The 17689-nt window shown below is 60.9% G+C and carries 10 protein-coding genes and 1 pseudogene; 5 read left to right on the forward strand and 6 right to left on the reverse strand.

What is annotated here, in order from left to right:
• Positions 1-256 (reverse strand): annotated as a pseudogene (locus LX70_RS20115) (IS21 family transposase); the annotation flags it as partial.
• A 376-nt stretch (positions 257-632) separates the two neighbouring features.
• On the opposite strand from LX70_RS20115, the gene LX70_RS20120 reads away from it, so the two are divergent.
• Positions 633-1364, forward strand: a complete 732-nt coding sequence (locus LX70_RS20120; RefSeq protein ID WP_146111684.1) for an ATP-binding protein — start codon at positions 633-635, stop codon at positions 1362-1364.
• Positions 1365-1411: 47 nt separating this feature from the next.
• On the opposite strand, the gene LX70_RS20125 is transcribed toward LX70_RS20120, so the two are convergent.
• The 3 genes from LX70_RS20125 to LX70_RS20135 all read right to left on the reverse strand — a co-directional run bounded on the left by LX70_RS20125 (position 1412) and on the right by LX70_RS20135 (position 8377).
• Complete coding sequence (locus tag LX70_RS20125; protein ID WP_105516586.1) at positions 1412-6508, reverse strand: RecQ family ATP-dependent DNA helicase; 5097 nt, start codon at positions 6506-6508, stop codon at positions 1412-1414.
• Between the two features lie 197 nt (positions 6509-6705).
• Positions 6706-7371 carry a HEPN domain-containing protein gene (locus LX70_RS20130; RefSeq protein WP_105516587.1) on the reverse strand — a complete coding sequence of 222 codons (666 nt, stop codon included), beginning with the start codon at positions 7369-7371 and terminating at the stop codon, positions 6706-6708.
• A 25-nt stretch (positions 7372-7396) separates the two neighbouring features.
• Entirely contained in the window at positions 7397-8377 is a 981-nt protein-coding gene (locus LX70_RS20135; protein WP_105516588.1) for a helix-turn-helix transcriptional regulator, read from the reverse strand.
• Between the two features lie 149 nt (positions 8378-8526).
• On the opposite strand from LX70_RS20135, the gene LX70_RS20140 reads away from it, so the two are divergent.
• The 4 genes from LX70_RS20140 to LX70_RS20155 all read left to right on the forward strand — a co-directional run bounded on the left by LX70_RS20140 (position 8527) and on the right by LX70_RS20155 (position 16023).
• The gene (locus tag LX70_RS20140; RefSeq protein ID WP_105516589.1) at positions 8527-8790 is read left to right on the forward strand and encodes a hypothetical protein; all 264 of its coding nucleotides are present in this window, start codon (positions 8527-8529) and stop codon (positions 8788-8790) included.
• Positions 8791-8966: 176 nt separating this feature from the next.
• Positions 8967-12236, forward strand: coding sequence for a TM0106 family RecB-like putative nuclease (locus LX70_RS20145; protein ID WP_105516590.1), 3270 nt, complete (start codon positions 8967-8969; stop codon positions 12234-12236).
• Positions 12233-14704, forward strand: a complete 2472-nt coding sequence (locus LX70_RS20150; protein WP_211301764.1) for an AAA family ATPase — start codon at positions 12233-12235, stop codon at positions 14702-14704. The genes LX70_RS20145 and LX70_RS20150 overlap by 4 nt, the downstream gene beginning before the upstream one ends.
• Positions 14704-16023 (forward strand): McrC family protein, encoded by a 1320-nt coding sequence (locus LX70_RS20155; RefSeq protein WP_105516591.1) that lies wholly within the window; start codon positions 14704-14706, stop codon positions 16021-16023. Before LX70_RS20150 ends, LX70_RS20155 begins: the two co-directional genes overlap by 1 nt.
• A 332-nt stretch (positions 16024-16355) precedes the next feature.
• Here the strand turns inward: LX70_RS20155 and LX70_RS20160 are convergent, their stop codons facing one another.
• Both LX70_RS20160 and LX70_RS20165 read right to left on the reverse strand, forming a co-directional pair.
• Complete coding sequence (locus LX70_RS20160; protein ID WP_105516592.1) at positions 16356-17279, reverse strand: plasmid partitioning protein RepB C-terminal domain-containing protein; 924 nt, start codon at positions 17277-17279, stop codon at positions 16356-16358.
• Positions 17276-17689 (reverse strand): plasmid partitioning protein RepB C-terminal domain-containing protein (locus LX70_RS20165; protein WP_281260474.1); only part of this gene is annotated, 414 nt, incomplete at its 5' end. The genes LX70_RS20165 and LX70_RS20160, both read right to left, overlap by 4 nt.

Below are 17689 nucleotides of genomic sequence, written 5' to 3' on the forward strand. Positions count from 1 at the left end.
AAACAGCCACCGGACGGATACCCGGCGCGGATTGCAGCAAGGGAACAACCTCGACGTCGAAGATTTGCTGCAACGGGTCGGGCCGCCGCCGTCCCCGAGGCTGCGCTTTCTGCGACGGCAATTGCGGATCCTGCACGATACGATAGCCCGTCGCACGGCTCATCCCCGCCTTGGCCGCGGCGGTTCCGATGGGGTGGTTTTGTCTCAACTTCATGAAAAGTCTCATCTGATGATCGGTTACATGGCGCCCCGGCACAAAGGTGGGTCTCCCTTCCTGGAAACCGCCAGTGTAGCAGGCCGGCCGCGATCACAGACCCCGTAACCGGGCGAAGCGGCGGGTGTGTGCCTCCGGTCGGGCTACGCCCTCCCTCCGACACACACCCGCCGCAGCGTCTCATCCTGATTGACGCGGAATCTCACCCTGATTGTCGCGCCGCAGTCGGGCGCGTGAAGTCTCATTGGCCGAGGCTCAAAAGGTCCTGGACGACATAGACCGTGCCGTCTCTGAACTGTCGCTGGTGTTTCCCGAAGGCATAGATACCAGTTCTCTGAGCGCTCTGCGGCAGGCCGTCAGCACTGCTAGCGGGGTCATGTCTGACAGGGCCAGACGTTCGGACCTTGAGCGCTCTCTGATGTCCCTCCTTGACCTTGAGAGCCTAGAGGATGCCAGAGCCGTATTGTCGGGGGCGACCCAAACCGATTTGCAGGCCGAGCTCGACGAAATCGGCTCTGATCGCGAAGGCATTGAAGGGCTCTACAAGGGCGCGATCGAGGCGCGGACCTCCGCCGCACAAGCGTTGCGCGCCATCGGCGGGGACGCGGATGTTGCGCTCCTGGTCGAGAGAAAGACAACGCTGGAACTCGAAATGCAGGAGGTGGCACTCCGGCATCTCGAACTGAGTCTGGGTCACCGCCTCGCCGAAGCGGCGATCCGTCGGTACCGCGATGCCCACCGCAGCGCGATGATGCAAGCGACGGAAGCGGCGTTTTCGGAGCTGACGAATTGCGCCTATTCGAAACTCCAGACCCAGATCGACGGAGCTGCGGAAACCTTGCTGGCTCTGGATGCGAGCGGCATGGCGAAACAGGCGCAGGACATGTCCAAAGGCACGCGGTTCCAGCTCTATCTCGCCTTGCGCGCTGCGGCCTACGAGCAGCTGGCGGATCAGGGGGCATCGCTGCCGTTCTTTTGCGACGACATTTTCGAGACCTTTGACGAGGAACGCACGCGCTCGGCCTGCCGGGTGATGGAACGGGTTGGCCGGCGCGGACAGGCGATTTACCTCACGCACCATCAACATGTGGTCGATCTTGCACGTGAGGTCTGCGGCGAGAGCGTGCAGATCCACAGTATCGCGGGTTAGCGTAGCACCCGGACTGGAAGCGATAGGGTCGGCCTGGCAGACGTCGTTCAGCCGAAGACCAGTTCCGGCAAGATCGCTTCCCATTCGTCTCGCCGAATAGTGCTGCGGAATTCTTCCTTGTTGTCGCTCTTGCGCCAGCGGACGATCGCGCCGATCTCGCCGCGCAGAAGCTCCAACCCCTCCGGGGCGTTGTAGGCGCGCGCCATGCGGCCGAGCGTCTGGCCCTTGGCGTTGTGGATGATCCAGGCCGCCCCGTCCGCGACCAGCGTCACCGGATCCCCGACTTGGGCCGCGTTAATGGCTGCGAGTGCGGGATGATCGTCATTGAGCCGTCCCGCCCAGGAAAGGTCCACCAGTTTCAGATCCGGCGTCACGTAATGGGGTGGGCGCCCGGCGAGCCCCGCCGGATCAGGCACGACAGCTCGCTTGAGCACCACATCCTGTTGGGGCTTGAGGAATGGATGTGCACCGTTTGCCATGATCGCCAGACTGCGCCGCGCGCGCGTCATGGCGACATAGAAGAGACGACGGGGCGCATCGGCATCCTCTCCACGCGAAGGCTGCTCCCAGCCCCCATCCAGGATCACGACGTAGTCGAATTCCAGCCCTTTGGCCCGGTGGGCCGTTAGCAGCAATAACCCTCGTTGCTCGCCGCGCGTATCCCTCGACCATTCGGCAAACCACTCGACGAGATCTGGAACCGGCATCGCCTTGTCAGCGATCTCGCGCGCGAGCGCCGCAATGCCTTCGGCGATCAGATCGGTCCATCGGTTCCGCGACTGTCCGTTCAGGAGTTCGAGCAGTTCCGCGATGCCGAGAAGTCGCGCAGGGTCTCGTCGTAGCTCGGCCACGAAGCTCTGCATTTCACGCAGGCGCCAGATGTTCGGGAGACTTTCGTTGGCCATCTCGACAGGGATGCCTTGCGCCTCGGCATAGGCTCGCACGGGTCCCAGCCGGCGCCAGTCGCGCGAAATGACGGCCGCACGCGACCAACTCCAATTCGGGTCAAGGCGCGAGAGACGGATAAGCTGATCCACCGCTGCGACGGCTTGAGCGACGTCTCCGGGCGGACAGTGCAGAAGCTCCGCGCGTCCGGCTGCGACCGGGTCATGCTCGGCCATCGCGCCGCCCGGCAGATCCTTCTCGCGCTTCTGGTCTATACTGATGTCGTGCCCGGTCTTCATCCGCTCTGCTGCTGGGGCAATCACGCCGTTGGCGGCATCGATGATATGTCGCGTCGAGCGGTAGTTGTCGGTCAGGAATTCCGGCTTGGCTTTGTAATCCGTCTCGAACTGGCGGATGAAACGGATCGAGGCGCCGGCGAAGGCATAGATGTTCTGGTCATCGTCGCCCACGGCGAAGAGGCTCAGGCGCAGGTCAGGATCATCCAGAGATCGACCAGCGACTGCCGCGATCAAAGCGTATTCCTCTGGTCCGATGTCCTGATACTCATCGACCAGGATCCAACGATAGCCCTGGATCAACGCGTCGCGCTGCGCTTCGGCTTCTGACCTGGTCAGACCTTCGCCATTCAGTTGGCGCACAGCCTCCAGGACGATGCCGTCGAAATCATGAGCATCGCCCGAAGCGCCGGCAAAGCTGGCGCCGACGAGACGCATCGCCAGCGCGTGGCAGGTGGACACGGTGACGCGACTGGCATCGTCGCCGATCAGGTGCCGCAGCCGCGCGCGGATTTCGGCGGCGGCATGCCGGTTGTAGGCAAGGACCAGAATCCCTCGCGGATCTTCACGCCGAACCCGGACCAGATAGGCGATCCGGTGGACAAGAACCCGCGTTTTGCCCGATCCAGGGCCGGCGAGCACTAGCACGTTGGTCTGCTCCCGATCGTCGGCGACAATCTTTTGCTGCACCGGATTGTCGAGCGCTTCGACGATTGCCTTCCAGGATGTCCCGGTGGTCTGGCGCCGGATTTCGGCGCCGCGCCCAGGCATCCAGCGCCGCAGAAAGGCATCGCGATCAAGTACGAAGTAGTCTTCCGAGAGCCGCAGCGCCCGATCCATCGCCTCGAGACCCGCTTCGGCATAGGCCGCCATCACATGGGTCTGGATCGTTTGCTCGCCGTAGTGCTCATCAAGCGGTGTGAAGTCCTTTTGGGTAAAACCACCGCTGCCTGGACGCAGATGCACGGTCATCGCGGGTCGGAAGACGGTGAGCCCCTTGCCGAGTGTCACCACCTCTTGCTCGTGCAGCCATAAGAGGGCGCGCTCCATGAGCTTGTTCATGTCTTGCACAGCGCCACGAAGGAAGGCGTCGCCGCTGAGCGAGGCGAGCAGATCGCCCATCGTGGTTTCGACCTGGAGGTCCTTGCCACGCGTTCCTTTGGTCAGCTTGCCGACCAAGTGGGCGAGCAGGAGTTCCGCGGCTTGCCGGCGGATGGCTGCAGTCTGTTCCAGCACCGGCCACGAGCGTTGCAGGGCGACCATGAGGGTGTTGCGCGAGGCTTTGCGCAGCCGGATGTTGCCGCGCCCGCCATCCTGATCACGCCCGTCCCCCGCAATCCCGCGCAGGAGCTTCTCGAAGATATCTGGGCGTGCGGATGCATGGTCACGGTCGCGCAGCGCCTGACAGGCCTCGGCGAGATGCAGTGGTGACGCCTCATCCCCTTCGATATCGGGGGCCGCCTCGCGCATCAGTGCGATCAGCGCCTCCTCAAGCCGGGAAGCTTGCGCGAGGCGCTGCGATGACTGCCCTTCAACGCCGACATGAATGAAGACAGTTACAACGACATCATTTCGCGCGATGCCGAGGGCTTCGAGATCAGACAGGGCCCTGTTCAGTCCGCCGCCGGTCAAGCCGCTGACACCGGTCAACTCGTCCGTCGAGATACCTTGGTCCGGTGGTGCGTTCATCAGGTGACGCACGATGTCGAGAAGCTGCTGCCGCCGCGTGCCGGTGATGTCGGCCGCTGCGAGAAGTGTCTCAGCTTCCTCCAGCCGCTGGACACGCAGGGAGGAGGGGAAGACCTGAACCCGGTTTTCCTCGCGGGTCAGCAGCTTTGCTTCTTCGAGCCATGACACGGCTGTCTTGACCCGCGTATCGTCGGTTGCGCTGTCGCGCTCGAATTCCAGCTCTTTCTCGGCGCGTACGATCTCGCCGGAGGTTGCAACAACTTCACCGTGCTTCGAGGTTCTGCCGTCGAGTCTGCGCAGCGCTTTCAGGATCGCGCCAATCTCGTGCCGTGCGAGCCTTGAACGGGCGGAGAGCGAGAACTGGCGCTCAACATCATCGCCGGCGAAGAGCAGAACGCAATTTGCGTGCTCCCGATCGCGGCCGGCGCGACCAGCCTCTTGCAGATAGTTTTCCAGAGAGCCGGGAATATCCCCATGGACGACGAGCCGGATATCGGGCTTGTCGATCCCCATGCCAAAGGCATTGGTGGCGGCGATCACTCGGAGCTCTCCGATGCGGAACCGCTCCTGAATGTCCCGCTTCTCGTCCGGCTTCAGTCCCGCATGGAAGTGCTCGGCCGCGAGGCCCTGTTGCTTGAGGAACCCCGCGACCCGTTCTGTCGTGCTGCGCGTCGCGCAATAGACCACGGCACCAGAGGCTCCTTCGCGCGGCAGCTTCCCTTCGATCACGTCGAGGATATCCGCAAGCTTGGTCCCGCGCTGCGTCGGCCGGACTTCGAAGGTCAGGTTGGTACGGACCGCGCCGCCGTCGAGGAGCAAGAGATCAGCTTCAAGTCGCGCCAGGAAATGCTCTCGGATATCGCGGACGACTTCAGGCTTGGCGGTGGCAGTCAGGCATAGGATCGGTGCCGAGGGCGCGTCGCCCGAGAATTCCTTGATGAAGCGTCCGACATAGCGGTAGTCGGGTCGAAAGTCGTGGCCCCATTTCGAAATACAGTGGGCTTCATCCAGCACCCAAAGACCGACCTCGCGCTGCGCCAGGACCGAGCGGACCGAGGTGCTGCGCAGCTGCTCGGGCGAGATTAGAAGCATTGCCGCTTCGCCCATGCGCACTTTGTCGAGGGCATCTTGCCGTTCTGGTAGCGAGAGCATGCCGTTCACTGTGACAGCAGAGGAAATCCCGGCGCGTGCCATCCCTTGCACCTGATCGGACATGAGCGCCACCAAGGGCGAGATAACGACTGTCAGCGCCCCGGTCTTGTCGAATTTGGAGAGAGCCGGGATCTGATAGCAGACCGATTTACCGGTGCCGGTGGGCAGGATGCCGAGAATGCTTTGTCCGTGCATCGCCTCGTCCACGATCCGTTCCTGCAACGGTCGGCCCATGTCATCCACGGGCTGAGGGCGGAACGCCTCGAAGCCGAACCAGCGCGAGAGCGCACGCTTGGGATCATTCTTCTCGCGGCACCAAGCACAGTCGGGGCTGTCACAGGCCGTATCACGCAAATGGCGCACGATGAGCGCGGCCTCGCGGAACTGCATGCGCACCCATGGCGGCATCACGGACTCTCCGCCAGCCACCGAAATCCACGAGAGGGCATAGGCCATCGGCCAGCCGAGCTGCGGACTTGCCAATCGCCCCAGCGTCTGCTCGATGCGCCGGCTACATGCACGGCCTGACAGGAGGCGCCGGATCGCATCTTCTGCCGTTCGCCCCGAGGGAACTGGGGCTGAACGGACAAGACTGAACACGGCATCAAATCCGGCCGAGGCTTCCTGCCGCGTGGCCAGAAAATGATAGGCGGTCAGCGCATCGGCTTCAGCCCGATGGAGATCGCGGAATGCGTTGATCTGGTTTTCCAACACCTGAAACACCAACCGCGCGTCGAGTTCTGGATTGTTCACATGTCCCGCCTGGAGGCGACCGTCATGGTAGTGCTTGACGAGGTGGTGGTATGGGTTGCGCGGAAAGGCCAGCGGGTTGAGCCACAATGTGTCGATCGGCGCGCCGAAGAGCTCCGCCAAGCGCGGCCGCGCCGCAGCGAGGTGGGGCAGATCATGGCGCAGGATGTTGTGGCCGATCAGATGATCGCTGTTGGCCACCACCGTTTCCAGCCGATCAAGTGCACCTTCCAAATCGCCTTTGCGGGAGAGGATCGGAGGCGTTTCGCCACGCTGAACCGCCGCAAAGGCAAAGATCCGAGCGGTTTTGGGATCCACCTCGATGTCGACTGAAACGCACCGCTCGAGAAGCTTGTCTGAAGGTTCATGCATTGCGGGCGATCGGTCCGAGATGGTCTTTCAGTCTAAGATGTCGTCGATCTTCTCCCGGCTTGAAACACAGGGTTCGTGTGCCTTCGAGGGACCTTGAAACAGATACGGCTGAGATGATTGGAAAGCTTTTTGTCACAGTTAGGGCGAGAAGTGGAAATTGGGGCGCATGGCGCGACAATGTTGGCGACCTCAAAATCCTAATCGACAACGGGATAAAATGGCTTGCCCCAATCCTGTTCAGGGTTGTCCATCATCAGGTCTACAAAGACGGGGAGCAGAAACGCTAGAATGGTCGCGCCGTCGCGTACTTGCGCTCTATTCACGCCGCTATTCCAGGTCGCACCGCCGTGGATGAGTTGGTTACGCAAGACGTATAGGCGGTCAAAAACAAAGCTGAGGACGCGTGCGGTATCCCCGGCCTGGAATGCCTGGGTGAAGGATCGGACGGAGGTGTTGAAACGCGCCTCCCAGTCTTCATACCCGTCGATCCCATTGTGGTGCTGCCAAAACGGATTGAACACGTAACGGTTGTCCATGAGCAGGCGGACAGGGCCAGTGAACCTTTGCCACACGGCCTTGTAGACCTTCTTCTCTTTGTCCAGCGCGACAAGCTTGCCGAAGAAATCCAGAAAGGCCGCGCGTTCACCCGGTGCGATCGACTGGAACTCGCGCTCATCGGCGTAGGCCGCATTGAAGGCAATCCAGAGAAACAGGAAGCGCGCGTCGTCGTCCCCGTCACAGGCTTCGGACCTGCCAACCCAACTGATGGCGCGGTGGACGCGCAGGCCCATCGTCTCGGGGAAGCCGGCCCGAATGGCGCGCTGCTTTTCCTTGAGCGCACTGAATTTCAAACTGCCGTCCATCAAATTCCTCCGTCAAAGTCAGCATTCATGGCATCGCCCCGAAGTCGGATCGGCGATATCCATCCACCATCGAGCGCAAACCTTCCGGCGCAACAACCTCGACCTTGTCGCCCCATTGATAGAGGTGCCAGGTCATTTCGAGCCATCCGGCCGCGTGGAAGCGCACGATCAGGTTGCCGTCACCTTGCGGCTCGAGAACCTGATCCGGGTGAAATCGAAAACCCGCCGCGCGGTCGGCCGCCTCCGGCGCAAAACGCCAGACGACCTCTCCATATTGTTCCGGATCTTGCCAGACGCCGAAGGATTGCGCGGCATAGTCCGCAATGGTGAACCCTTCCTTCAGCGCAAAGCTCTCGTCGAGCGTAGTTGCCTCGCGGATGAGATCGATCCGGAAGTTCCGAACCTCATCGGCCTTGGCGGGATCACGGGCAGCAAGATAGGTGCGATGGCCCAGGAGGACGCCATGCGGCTCGAGAACGCGTGTCTCTATATCCGCGTTGTAGCGCACGCGTAGCCGAAAGGGCCCGCGCAGCGCCTCGATGATCGCGTCGAGAATGTCAGGGGAAACGCTGACGCGTGGACCGGGTCGTGTCACCTGGCCCATTGCCGTCAGAACCGCTTCCGCATCGGCTTCGACCCGGGCTGCGCTGCGTGAGGACAGCCTGGCGAGGAGCCCGTCGCGAAGATCGGTGAGAGCCCGTGCGTGTCGAAGGCGTCCATCGGCCTCGGCGCCGCGTGCCGCGATCTCCAGCGCCTCGATCCCGGTCTCTTGGCGCAATTGAAGCCGATCGAGGTGCGGATCTGAGAGGCGCCAGCGACGTTTTCTGTCCTCACCGTCTTCCGCGATGACGTTGCCGAACGTCTCTTCGAGAGCGTCAGTCATGCGCTGTGCTGTTCGGTGTGAAACGTCGAACTCGGCGCAAATGTCTTCGAGGCTGATGCCATACCGCCGTGCTGCTGCCATTTGAGCGAGGCGGATCAGATCCTGGGCTTTCGCGAAAGACATAAGCGCACCGAGCGAGCCTGTCAGAGTTTGACACCCTCGCAGGCTAGGAAGGTTCCTGCGCCCTGTCGAGTGATTCCCTTAGCAGGTGATTTCAGCACGAGTTCCTTGGGTTCGGCGGGGCGCACCAACTTGGCAGAAGGAACTGCAACATGAGCGGACGTGTCATCAGGATTGAACGGATCTCCTCCAGGTGTGGCGTGGTGGAGGAACCGGTCGTCACCACCAAGGGCTATCAACTGGCCGACCCGGCGCATGGCAAGCACAAGCACCATGCCGAACATGCGACCTATGTGAAGACGCTGGACGAGGCGGCGGCGCTGATCGAGCGCGGGTTCTCACTTCGCATGGGCGCCAAAGGCAAGGCCCCTTCGCTGATCGCGCCGAAAAGCCTGCGGACCATACGTGCAAGCTAGACGCGTGATCTCTAAGCACCTAGCATTACGAAGAAATCCGGGTAATGCTTCGTCGCATTCCGTTGCCGCGCAATGTTGTGCGTGACAGTTGTTGACACCCATCTGGGTTATTGAACAAGGTGAAACTCGGGGACAATTCCGCTTCGGGTTGCGCTCATATTTGATTGTAGGAACCCATGCGGGAATTTGGCGACAGTATCCTTTTCTCGGCGACAGACCTTATGCGGTTCATGGGCTGTGCACATGCAACCCATCTCGATCTCTTGCGCATGCGGGGTGAAGGGCCTGAGCCCAGTCAAGACACCGAAGACGCTGCGCTGCTGCAGAAGCAGGGGGATGCGCATGAGGCGGCGCATTTGGCGAAGCTGAAGGCATCCGGTCGGCATGTCATCGAGATCGATCGGGGTGATCTGGCTGCCAACGCGGAAGAAACCAGCGCTGCACTTGCCACCGGGGCCGAGGTGGTGTTCCAGGGCGCGTTTCTCGCGGGCAACTGGGGCGGATGGTCAGACTTCCTGGAACGGGTCGAGCGCCCCTCGGTTCTGGGTCCGTTCAGCTATGAGGTGGCCGATACCAAGCTCAAGCGCCAGCCTCACCCGAAGCACGTGCTGCAACTGGTGCTCTACTCCGACCTTCTGACCGAAATCCAAGGCGTGGCACCCGAATTTGCCCATGTCGAGTTGGGGACAGGCGAGAGGGCGACTCTGCGGATTGCAGACTACGCCCATTACGCGCGGGCCGCTCGCGCTAGACTTGAAGCCTTTGCGGCTGAGCCTGCGACGACGCGGCCTATACCGTGTTCCGATTGCGCTCTCTGTCGGTGGGCGGATCACTGCAGCAGTGTCTGGGATGCCGAGGACAGTCTTTTCAACGTGGCGAACATTGCCAAGGGGCAGGTCAAGAAGCTGGAGGCCGCCGGGATCTCCACGTTGGCGGGTCTGGCGACGCATGCGGGCCCAATCCGTGGCATGGCGAACGAGACACTGGAAAAGCTGCGCACGCAGGCTCGGCTCCAGAATGCCCGCAAAGTGGGTGCTCCCCACTATGAGCTGCGTCCGCCCCAATTCGGGAAGGGATTCGATCTGCTGCCGGCGCCGCAGCCTGGTGACCTCTTTTACGACATCGAGGGGGACCCCCATTACGAAGGCGTGCTCGAATATCTGCATGGCGTCTGGTTCGACGGTGGCTTTCGTGCCTTCTGGGCGCATGACCACAAGGCAGAGGCGCGGGCCCTGTCGGAACTGCTCGACTTCTTCCGGGACCGGCTCGCAAAGTTCCCGCAGGCGCGGATCTATCACTACGCTCCTTACGAAATCACGGCCCTGCGCCGTCTGACCGCGAAGTACGGGATCGGTGAGGCGTTCCTCGACCGGCTGCTTCGGGAGCGCCGCTTTGTGGATCTCTATGCCGTTGTGCGCGGAGGACTGATCTGCTCCGAGCCCAACTATTCGATCAAGTCGCTGGAAGCCTTCTACGGGCTAGAACGCAAGGGCGAGGTCAAAACGGCGGGCGGTTCGGTCGTGGCTTATGAACATTGGCGAGAAACCGGCGAGCAGCAGATCCTCGACGAGATCGAGGACTACAATCGCATCGACTGTGTTTCGACAGAACGCCTCCGCGACTGGTTGGTTGAAATCCGCCCCGAAGGTCCTTGGCCACAGCTCATTGAACCTGCCGATGCGAAGGAAAATGAGGAGGACGTCGAGGCTCAAGCCTTGCGCGCACAGCTCGCGGCGTCACGCCTCCCCGAGGACAGACAGTCGATGCTGTTTGACCTAGGGATGTTTCACAAGCGCGAGGCCAAGCCGGCCTGGTGGGCGATCTTTGACAGTCTGGGCAAGGACGATGAGGATCTGATCGATGATCTCGACGCCTTGGGAGGCCTCGTTGCGACTGGGCCCGCCGAGCCGATCAAGCGCTCAGTGCAGCGCAGCTACCGCTTCCCTGCGCAGGAGAGCAAATTGCGCGGGGGCAAGAAGGCCAGCATTCCGACCCCCGAAGGCTTCACATCGGTGAGCATCGAGGAATTCGATCGAACGCGGCGCACGATTACGCTGAAGATCGGAGCAGCACGGGCGGATCTCCTGGCGGACCGCCTGACACTCCATCCGGACAAGCCGATCAATGCCGAGGTGATCGCGTCGGCGCTTCGTGATGTGATCGATGACCAGTGTGGTCCTCGGAGCTACCGCGCCGTCGATGATCTTCTCTCGCGATCGGCCCCGAGGTTGACGGGCGCGGGCCCCATTCTGCCTGAGGGTGACGTGGTCGCAGGCACCATCGCGGCAGTCGGGCGAATGGATGAAACGGTGATGCCCATTCAGGGCCCTCCTGGGACCGGTAAGACCCATGTCTCGGCGCGTGCAATTCTGTCGCTTGTCCGAGCGGGAAAACGGGTGGGCGTGGCCTCCAATTCCCATGAAGCCATTCGCAACGTCTTGATGGGATGTCTGAAGGCGCTGGAAGACGAAGATCTTCCGATAGACCTGGAGCTCATCCACAAGGTGTCCGGAGATGAGGATGGCTATCCTGAGCACTGCCCGATCCGCCGCACCAACGACAACGCGGAAGCCGCGTCAGGTGGTCAGGTGGTGGGCGGCACGGCCTTCTTCTTTGCCCGCGACGAGAACGTTCAAGCGTTTGACTGGCTATTCGTGGACGAGGCCGGACAGGTGGGGCTCGCCAACATGGCCGCCATGGGCCGGGCCGCGCGCAACATCGTGCTGGTGGGCGACCCTCGCCAGTTGCCGCAGGTGATCCAAGGAGCGCATCCGGCGCCTGCGAACCTGTCCTGTCTGGAATGGATGTTGGGTGACCACGCCACCATTCCGCCGGATCGCGGGATCTTCCTCGGCATCACTCGGCGCATGCATCCTGAGGTCAATCGCTTCATTTCGGATCAGGTCTATGAGGGGCGTCTCGAAAGTCACGCTGATACTGCCCGCCAGGCGGTGACCGGCACGAGTTTTCCGGAGGCCGGCGCCTTTTGGGTGCCGGTGGCACATGAAGGGAACGCACAGGTCGCACCGGAAGAAGTCGAGGCAATCCGAGCTGCCGTCGAGGAACTGCTGACGGGCGCTTGGACGGAGAAGGACGGCGTGACGCGCCCCATTCGTCAATCTGATATTATCGTCGTCGCGCCCTACAACGCTCAGGTTAACGCGCTACGCGAGGCCTTGCCCGAAGCGATCCGGGTAGGCACGGTGGACAAATTCCAAGGGCAGGAAGCACCGGTCTGCCTCGTTTCGATGACGGCATCCTCTGCTGAGGAAACTTCGCGCGGGATGGACTTCCTGTTCTCGCTCAACCGCATCAACGTGGCCGTGTCGCGGGCAAAAGGTTTGGCCCTGGTTTTTGGGGCTCCGCGTCTGCGCGAGGCTAAGTGCGATACGGTGGAACAAATGCAGCTGGTAAATACGCTATGTGCGCTGAGGAGTCTCAGGTGACAAACCTTTCAGAGGACCGCCGACTTGTCTTCTACGATGCTGAAGGCACACCCTACCGACCGGTCCGTGACGGCGGCAGCGGGAGATCTGTTTTCAAGATCAAACCCAAGGGTGCGAGCAACCGCGCCGAGGATGCTATCCACGTGGACGATTGGCTCGAGGTCGCTCGTGCCATGCTGATTGATGGTCTTGCCGCCAGATGCCAGCCGCTTCCTCGAGGACAGGTGAATTATCTGAAATATGGCGCTCAAAAGTTGTTTCGGTATGAGCTCGATCCAGAGCTAGCTCAGATCTTGGGAATTCCCAGCGAGGGCACTTCTGGCGACGATGTCGGTGTAGTTACTCGGGTGACCATCGAAGCGGCGATGGATGCCTACGACAGCTATCGGGCAAACAGATCTCATGCGCATGTATTTGACGCCTTCGGTGAGCCGCGTGACTATTGGGTGCGTTCAACGCGCGAACGCGCAAGTCGCGTTTATCCGACCAAGCCGCTGATTGGCTTCATCCTGAACAAGACAGAACTGAACGGCGGCTGGGGTCAGAAGGTAGATGCTGCCGCACGCCTTCACAATGCTGGGTTCATAATCGTGGATCAGAACGATCAGCCCATCGATCGCCCTGAACGCTATGAGCACCTATTGGAAGGCGCTGACCGGATCAGGCTCTGCGCCCTAAACTATTTCATCGAACCCGCACGGGAAAAGGCCGAGAGAAAGGTTTCAATCCGCGCGGGCGATCTCGCGGCGGCGATGGGGCTGAAGGACGCGTTCCCGAACATCTGCCAGGCCCTTGGCGGTGAAAAGTTCCAGAATCTTGCGCAAGTACCACCGCCCACGAATACCGAACCGAACCCAAGTAGTTCGACCGTTTTCACTTATACGCTCAATTCCGAACCGGAGGCGGACACCGTGATCGACTCTACCTATGCACCTTCGCCTACCGCTGTGAACTTGATCCTCTATGGCCCGCCAGGTACGGGCAAGACGTATAATACGGCATGGGAAGCCGTCCGGCTCTGTTTAGGCGAACAGGCCGCAGCCAGCTTAAAAGGCAGGGCTCAGAGAGCCGCCCTGATGGGCGCGTACCGCAACCTCGTGAGCGAGGGGCGCATTGAATTCGTGACCTTTCACCAATCGATGTCCTACGAGGAGTTCATCGAAGGGTTGCGACCAACCACCGATCAAGCTGAAGATGCCTCTGCAGACACAGGGTTTCGGTTGGAACCCGTCGCCGGGATATTTCGGCGCATTTCCGAACGTGCGGAGAAAGGAGTGCCAGTTACGTCGAACGAGAACGCCCTTTCTCTCGATGGACGGCAGGTCTTCAAAATGTCGATCGCGCGCGCCAATGTCGCGTCAGAGGACTACCTTTTTGACGAGGCAATTTCAGAGGGTCACACGCTTCTCGGCTGGGAGGACATCGATTTCACCGACGACAAATTCTCCGACGTCAACGAGATACTGGAGGCCTGTCGTGAAGAGGGTTCGCGGGAGGGCGAGGTCTCTCTTCAGTCTGGTCAGGTCAGTCAAGTGGACGTGTTCCGCAATCAGCTTGAAATCGGTGACATCATCGTCGTGACAAAGGGGAACAGCCTCTTCCGGGCCATTGGTGAGGTTACTGGCAATTACGAATACCGACAGCGTGACAACCGAAAGTACTGCCATCGTCGGTCCGTGCGTTGGCTCTGGGTGGACAGGGCCGGAGTACCCGCAAGTGAAATTTACGATGGCAACTTCACCATGCGGTCAATTTACTCTCTCAATCGGGCTCGCATGGATGCCGTCGCGCTCGAAAGCTACATGAACAGCGGGGGCAAACCCGTCACACGCGAGGCAAGACCTCACGTCCTCATCATCGACGAGATCAATCGGGCGAACATCTCCAAGGTCTTCGGCGAATTGATCACGCTTCTCGAGCCGGACAAGCGGCTCGGCATGGACGACGAGATCCGCCTGACGCTTCCGTATTCCAAGAAGTCTTTCGGGGTGCCTCAAAACCTGCACGTCATCGGTACGATGAACACGGCCGACCGCTCGATCGCACTCTTGGATACAGCGCTGCGCCGCCGGTTTTCTTTCAAGGAATTGATGCCTGACCCTTTCGTTCTCTCGAACGACGTTGATGGCGTCGATTTGCAGAAGCTTCTTTCCACGATCAACGAGCGCATCGAGTATCTGTTCGACCGGGAACACCAGATCGGGCACGCGTATTTCACCGGCTGCCAGACGCGGTCGGATATCGAGAGAGTCATGCGAGACAAGGTGATCCCGCTGCTGGCAGAATATTTCTACGAGGACTGGTCCAAGGTGGCGGCGGTTTTGGGTGACGCTGCACAAGGTCCGTCTCGCTTCCTTGACGCCAAACGAATTGCCGTACCTGGGGGCATGACCGAAGACGACTTTGCTGGCGAAAAGCTGCGTTGGACTGTCAAAGATGGGTTCGACTTCTCGGAGTTTGCCGACTAATGCCGGCCTACACCCTGCGCGAATGGGAAGCGCTGCCCCATGGCGAAGGGGAAGGCTGCATTCCAGAGCATTTCGCCGAGCGTCTCGCGGCGCTTGCCAGGGCATCTACCTTTGCCGGCAGAGGTGGCGGCGGTGTGCTCGAGGATCGGCGCCATGAACTGCGAGCGCGCGGTGTCGTCGGCGTCTTGGCGACCAATGGGTGCAGTCTGGAGATCCTTCCCAAGATCGATGTCGACGGGCGGGGTGGCGAAGCAAGGCAAAACGCTGCCATTCGCAAACGCCTTGTTCACATGCTCGCAGTCGCGCTCGATCTAAAGATCGAAACGGGCCAGGTCACTGAGCTCGATTGGCAGCGCGAAACGCTCCTGGAAATTCTCATCCGTATTTTCTGCCTCAAACTGACCGATGCCGTTCGTCGCGGCATGCCGCGACGATACATCGTCCAAGAGGACGACCTTGCGGCACTACGCGGGACACTCGATCTGTCTCGTCAATTCACACGCTTCGCTGCAAACCCCTCGCGGCTCGCATGCAAATTCGATGAGTTGTCAGAAGACATCGCGCTCAACCGCATCATGAAAGCGGCGGTTGCGCACCTCTTCAGAATGTCGCGCAACGCCAGCAACCAGCAGCGTTTGCGCGAACTAGCCTTTGTCTATGCCGACATCTCCGATGTCGCTGTTTCCTCGCTGAGATGGGATGAGGTCATCATCGACCGAACCAACCGCGCATGGCAGGAGTTGTTCGGGATGGCGCAACTTTTCCTGCGCAATCGCTACCAAACGACCAGCACCGGTTCAGGGCGGGGGACTGCGCTCCTCTTTGAGATGAATGCGCTATTCGAGGAGTATGTCGGTCGGTTGCTTACGCGTGCCCTAGCAGGAACAGAATATCGGGTGACCCTTCAGGGTGGACGGTTGTACTGCCTGACGTCGCTGGACGATGAGCGTCCAGTATTTCAGACGAAACCCGATATTCTGATCTGGCGCGCGGGACAGGTTGCCCATGTAATCGATACTAAATGGAAACGAATATCGCCACAGATCGACGACCGCAAACAAGGTGTCTCACAAGGCGATGTTTACCAGATGATGGCGTACGCTCAGCTTTATGGCGCGCCACGTCTTACACTTCTCTATCCGCACCACGCGGGTTTAGGTGGAAAGGAACTTGTTCACGCCCGGCATCGCATATCCGGCCACGAAACTATTCTTGAGATGGCAAGCATCGATGTCGCCAACGGTGACGACATGCTCGGTCGACTTCGAAGCCTGATCTTCCTCGACGAGGCCGACGCAACGAGGGCCTTGCTCGCCTGACTGCGAAAAATCAGTCGGCGTGCAGGTTTCCGTCGTGTGACGAATGACGGGGCGCGCTCCAACTTCGATTGCAACAGCCGACTTCCACCAGCCAGGTGGTGACAAGCGTTTCGAACGAAACAAAAGAAATACGGGAGGCCGCGCCTGCTTCGCAGCCTCCCCAGTCTATCATCCACGCGCCGGCAGGACATGCCAGCACGTCGCCGACCATCTGGATCGGCTCGATGGGCCCCGACGGGTTCGCCGTCCTCCCCATCACCACACTCGATCCGCCCCACAGTGCGGCGTCTCCTGTGGTCCCCGCGCTTGTCGGGTCCGGGTCCCCATCGTCTTCAGCCGATCGTTCGATCGGTGCCTTCGCCATCGGAGTCCGTGAGCGAACGGAACTCGCCGAGATATTCGCCGCGGTGCTGTCCCAACCAGGTCACCACCTTCGGATTGCCGAGCAGTTTTCGGATATAGCCGCGCGCCACCGTCAGGTGCAGCGTGTCGACGCCATAGGACTCTTCAAAGGACTTCACCTGGGTCTGCAGGCTCGCCAGTTCGCGCTCCATCTTGGCCATCTGTTCGGTCGAAACCTGACCGTCTCGCTTTGGCGGCTTTCGGCGCGGAACAGCAAGGGCTGCGTCCGGCGTCGCGGCCAGAAGCGCCTTTGCGAACTGAACCGAGTAGTTGTTCTGACCCGCCATGAGCTCGGCCGCTTCCACCTGCCGGATCGGGCCCATGCGTCGCAGGATGTCGAATACCGCCATGGGTGCGGACGTGTCCTTCAGCACCTCTACGGCTTCGGGGCAGATTCCATTGAGGAGCCGCGTGCGCCGAAAGATCGTCTTGATGTCGAGCCCAAGCGCTTCGGCGATTGCCGCTTCCGGCACACCTCGTGCGATCGCGCGCTTGATCATGCTGTGTTCCTGAACCGCTGCCAGCCGGTTGATCCGCTTGTTGTAGGTGTAGGTTTCGTCATCGGTGGAGACGAGGCACTCGACACGCTGGATGCCGAGGTCCTTCAGGGCTTCGATCCGCATATGGCCGTCGAGTAGGAAAAACTTCGCTGCGTCATCAAGGTTGCGCGCCACGACCGGCGCCTCGACCAAGCCGATCGCCTTAATCGAGCCTCGGATCTGCGCGTATTTCTTGCTCTCCTTGGCGCCCGGGCGCAGCACCTTCAGAGGAACAAGCTGTTCGATTGCGAGGTCGATGGTGTCGGGCTCGAAGGCAAGTTTGACGGCATGGGTGCCGCGGCGATCAGAGCTCATCGGACTGGCTCCGGCATCAGACGGTCGGCGAGAGCTCTGGGCATGTCGATGAGGCCTTCATCGCGGAGAAGCTCCGGGAACTCCCCCTGAGAAAGCAGATCCCTCAGGGCTTCGACGATGAAGATCAGCCGGGCCTGGGTCACGTCGGATTTCCGGACCAAGATGCGCTGCTTATCGGCCTCTCGCTGGTAGAGTTTCATCAGATCGGCTTGGGTGAGCTTGCGGCTCCCACCTCGTCGACCCAAGCCACTATCCGGCACAGTCTTCTTTTGCGAGAGCCGCTGGTCCAGTAGACGGCGGATCTTGCCGAGCTTCTTTCCCTTGATCTGGCCAGCTTCATAGGCGTCCATCAGGAGAGTCTGCACGTCGTCGCCTTTCGCGCGGGCGATGTCGACGGCGAGGCTGACAGG

Origin of the sequence: Albidovulum denitrificans (assembly GCF_002973535.1) — a bacterium.
GTDB lineage: Bacteria > Pseudomonadota > Alphaproteobacteria > Rhodobacterales > Rhodobacteraceae > Albidovulum > Albidovulum denitrificans.

Coding starts and splice junctions, on each gene's coding strand:
- LX70_RS20140 (WP_105516589.1), top strand. CDS start 8,527: ATGAGCGGACGTGTCATCAGGATTGAACGGATCTCCTCCAGGTGTGGC.
- LX70_RS20130 (WP_105516587.1), bottom strand. CDS start 7,371: ATGGACGGCAGTTTGAAATTCAGTGCGCTCAAGGAAAAGCAGCGCGCC.
- LX70_RS20135 (WP_105516588.1), bottom strand. CDS start 8,377: ATGTCTTTCGCGAAAGCCCAGGATCTGATCCGCCTCGCTCAAATGGCA.
- LX70_RS20145 (WP_105516590.1), top strand. CDS start 8,967: ATGCGGGAATTTGGCGACAGTATCCTTTTCTCGGCGACAGACCTTATG.
- LX70_RS20160 (WP_105516592.1), bottom strand. CDS start 17,279: ATGAGCTCTGATCGCCGCGGCACCCATGCCGTCAAACTTGCCTTCGAG.
- LX70_RS20120 (WP_146111684.1), top strand. CDS start 633: ATGTCCCTCCTTGACCTTGAGAGCCTAGAGGATGCCAGAGCCGTATTG.
- LX70_RS20155 (WP_105516591.1), top strand. CDS start 14,704: ATGCCGGCCTACACCCTGCGCGAATGGGAAGCGCTGCCCCATGGCGAA.
- LX70_RS20125 (WP_105516586.1), bottom strand. CDS start 6,508: ATGCATGAACCTTCAGACAAGCTTCTCGAGCGGTGCGTTTCAGTCGAC.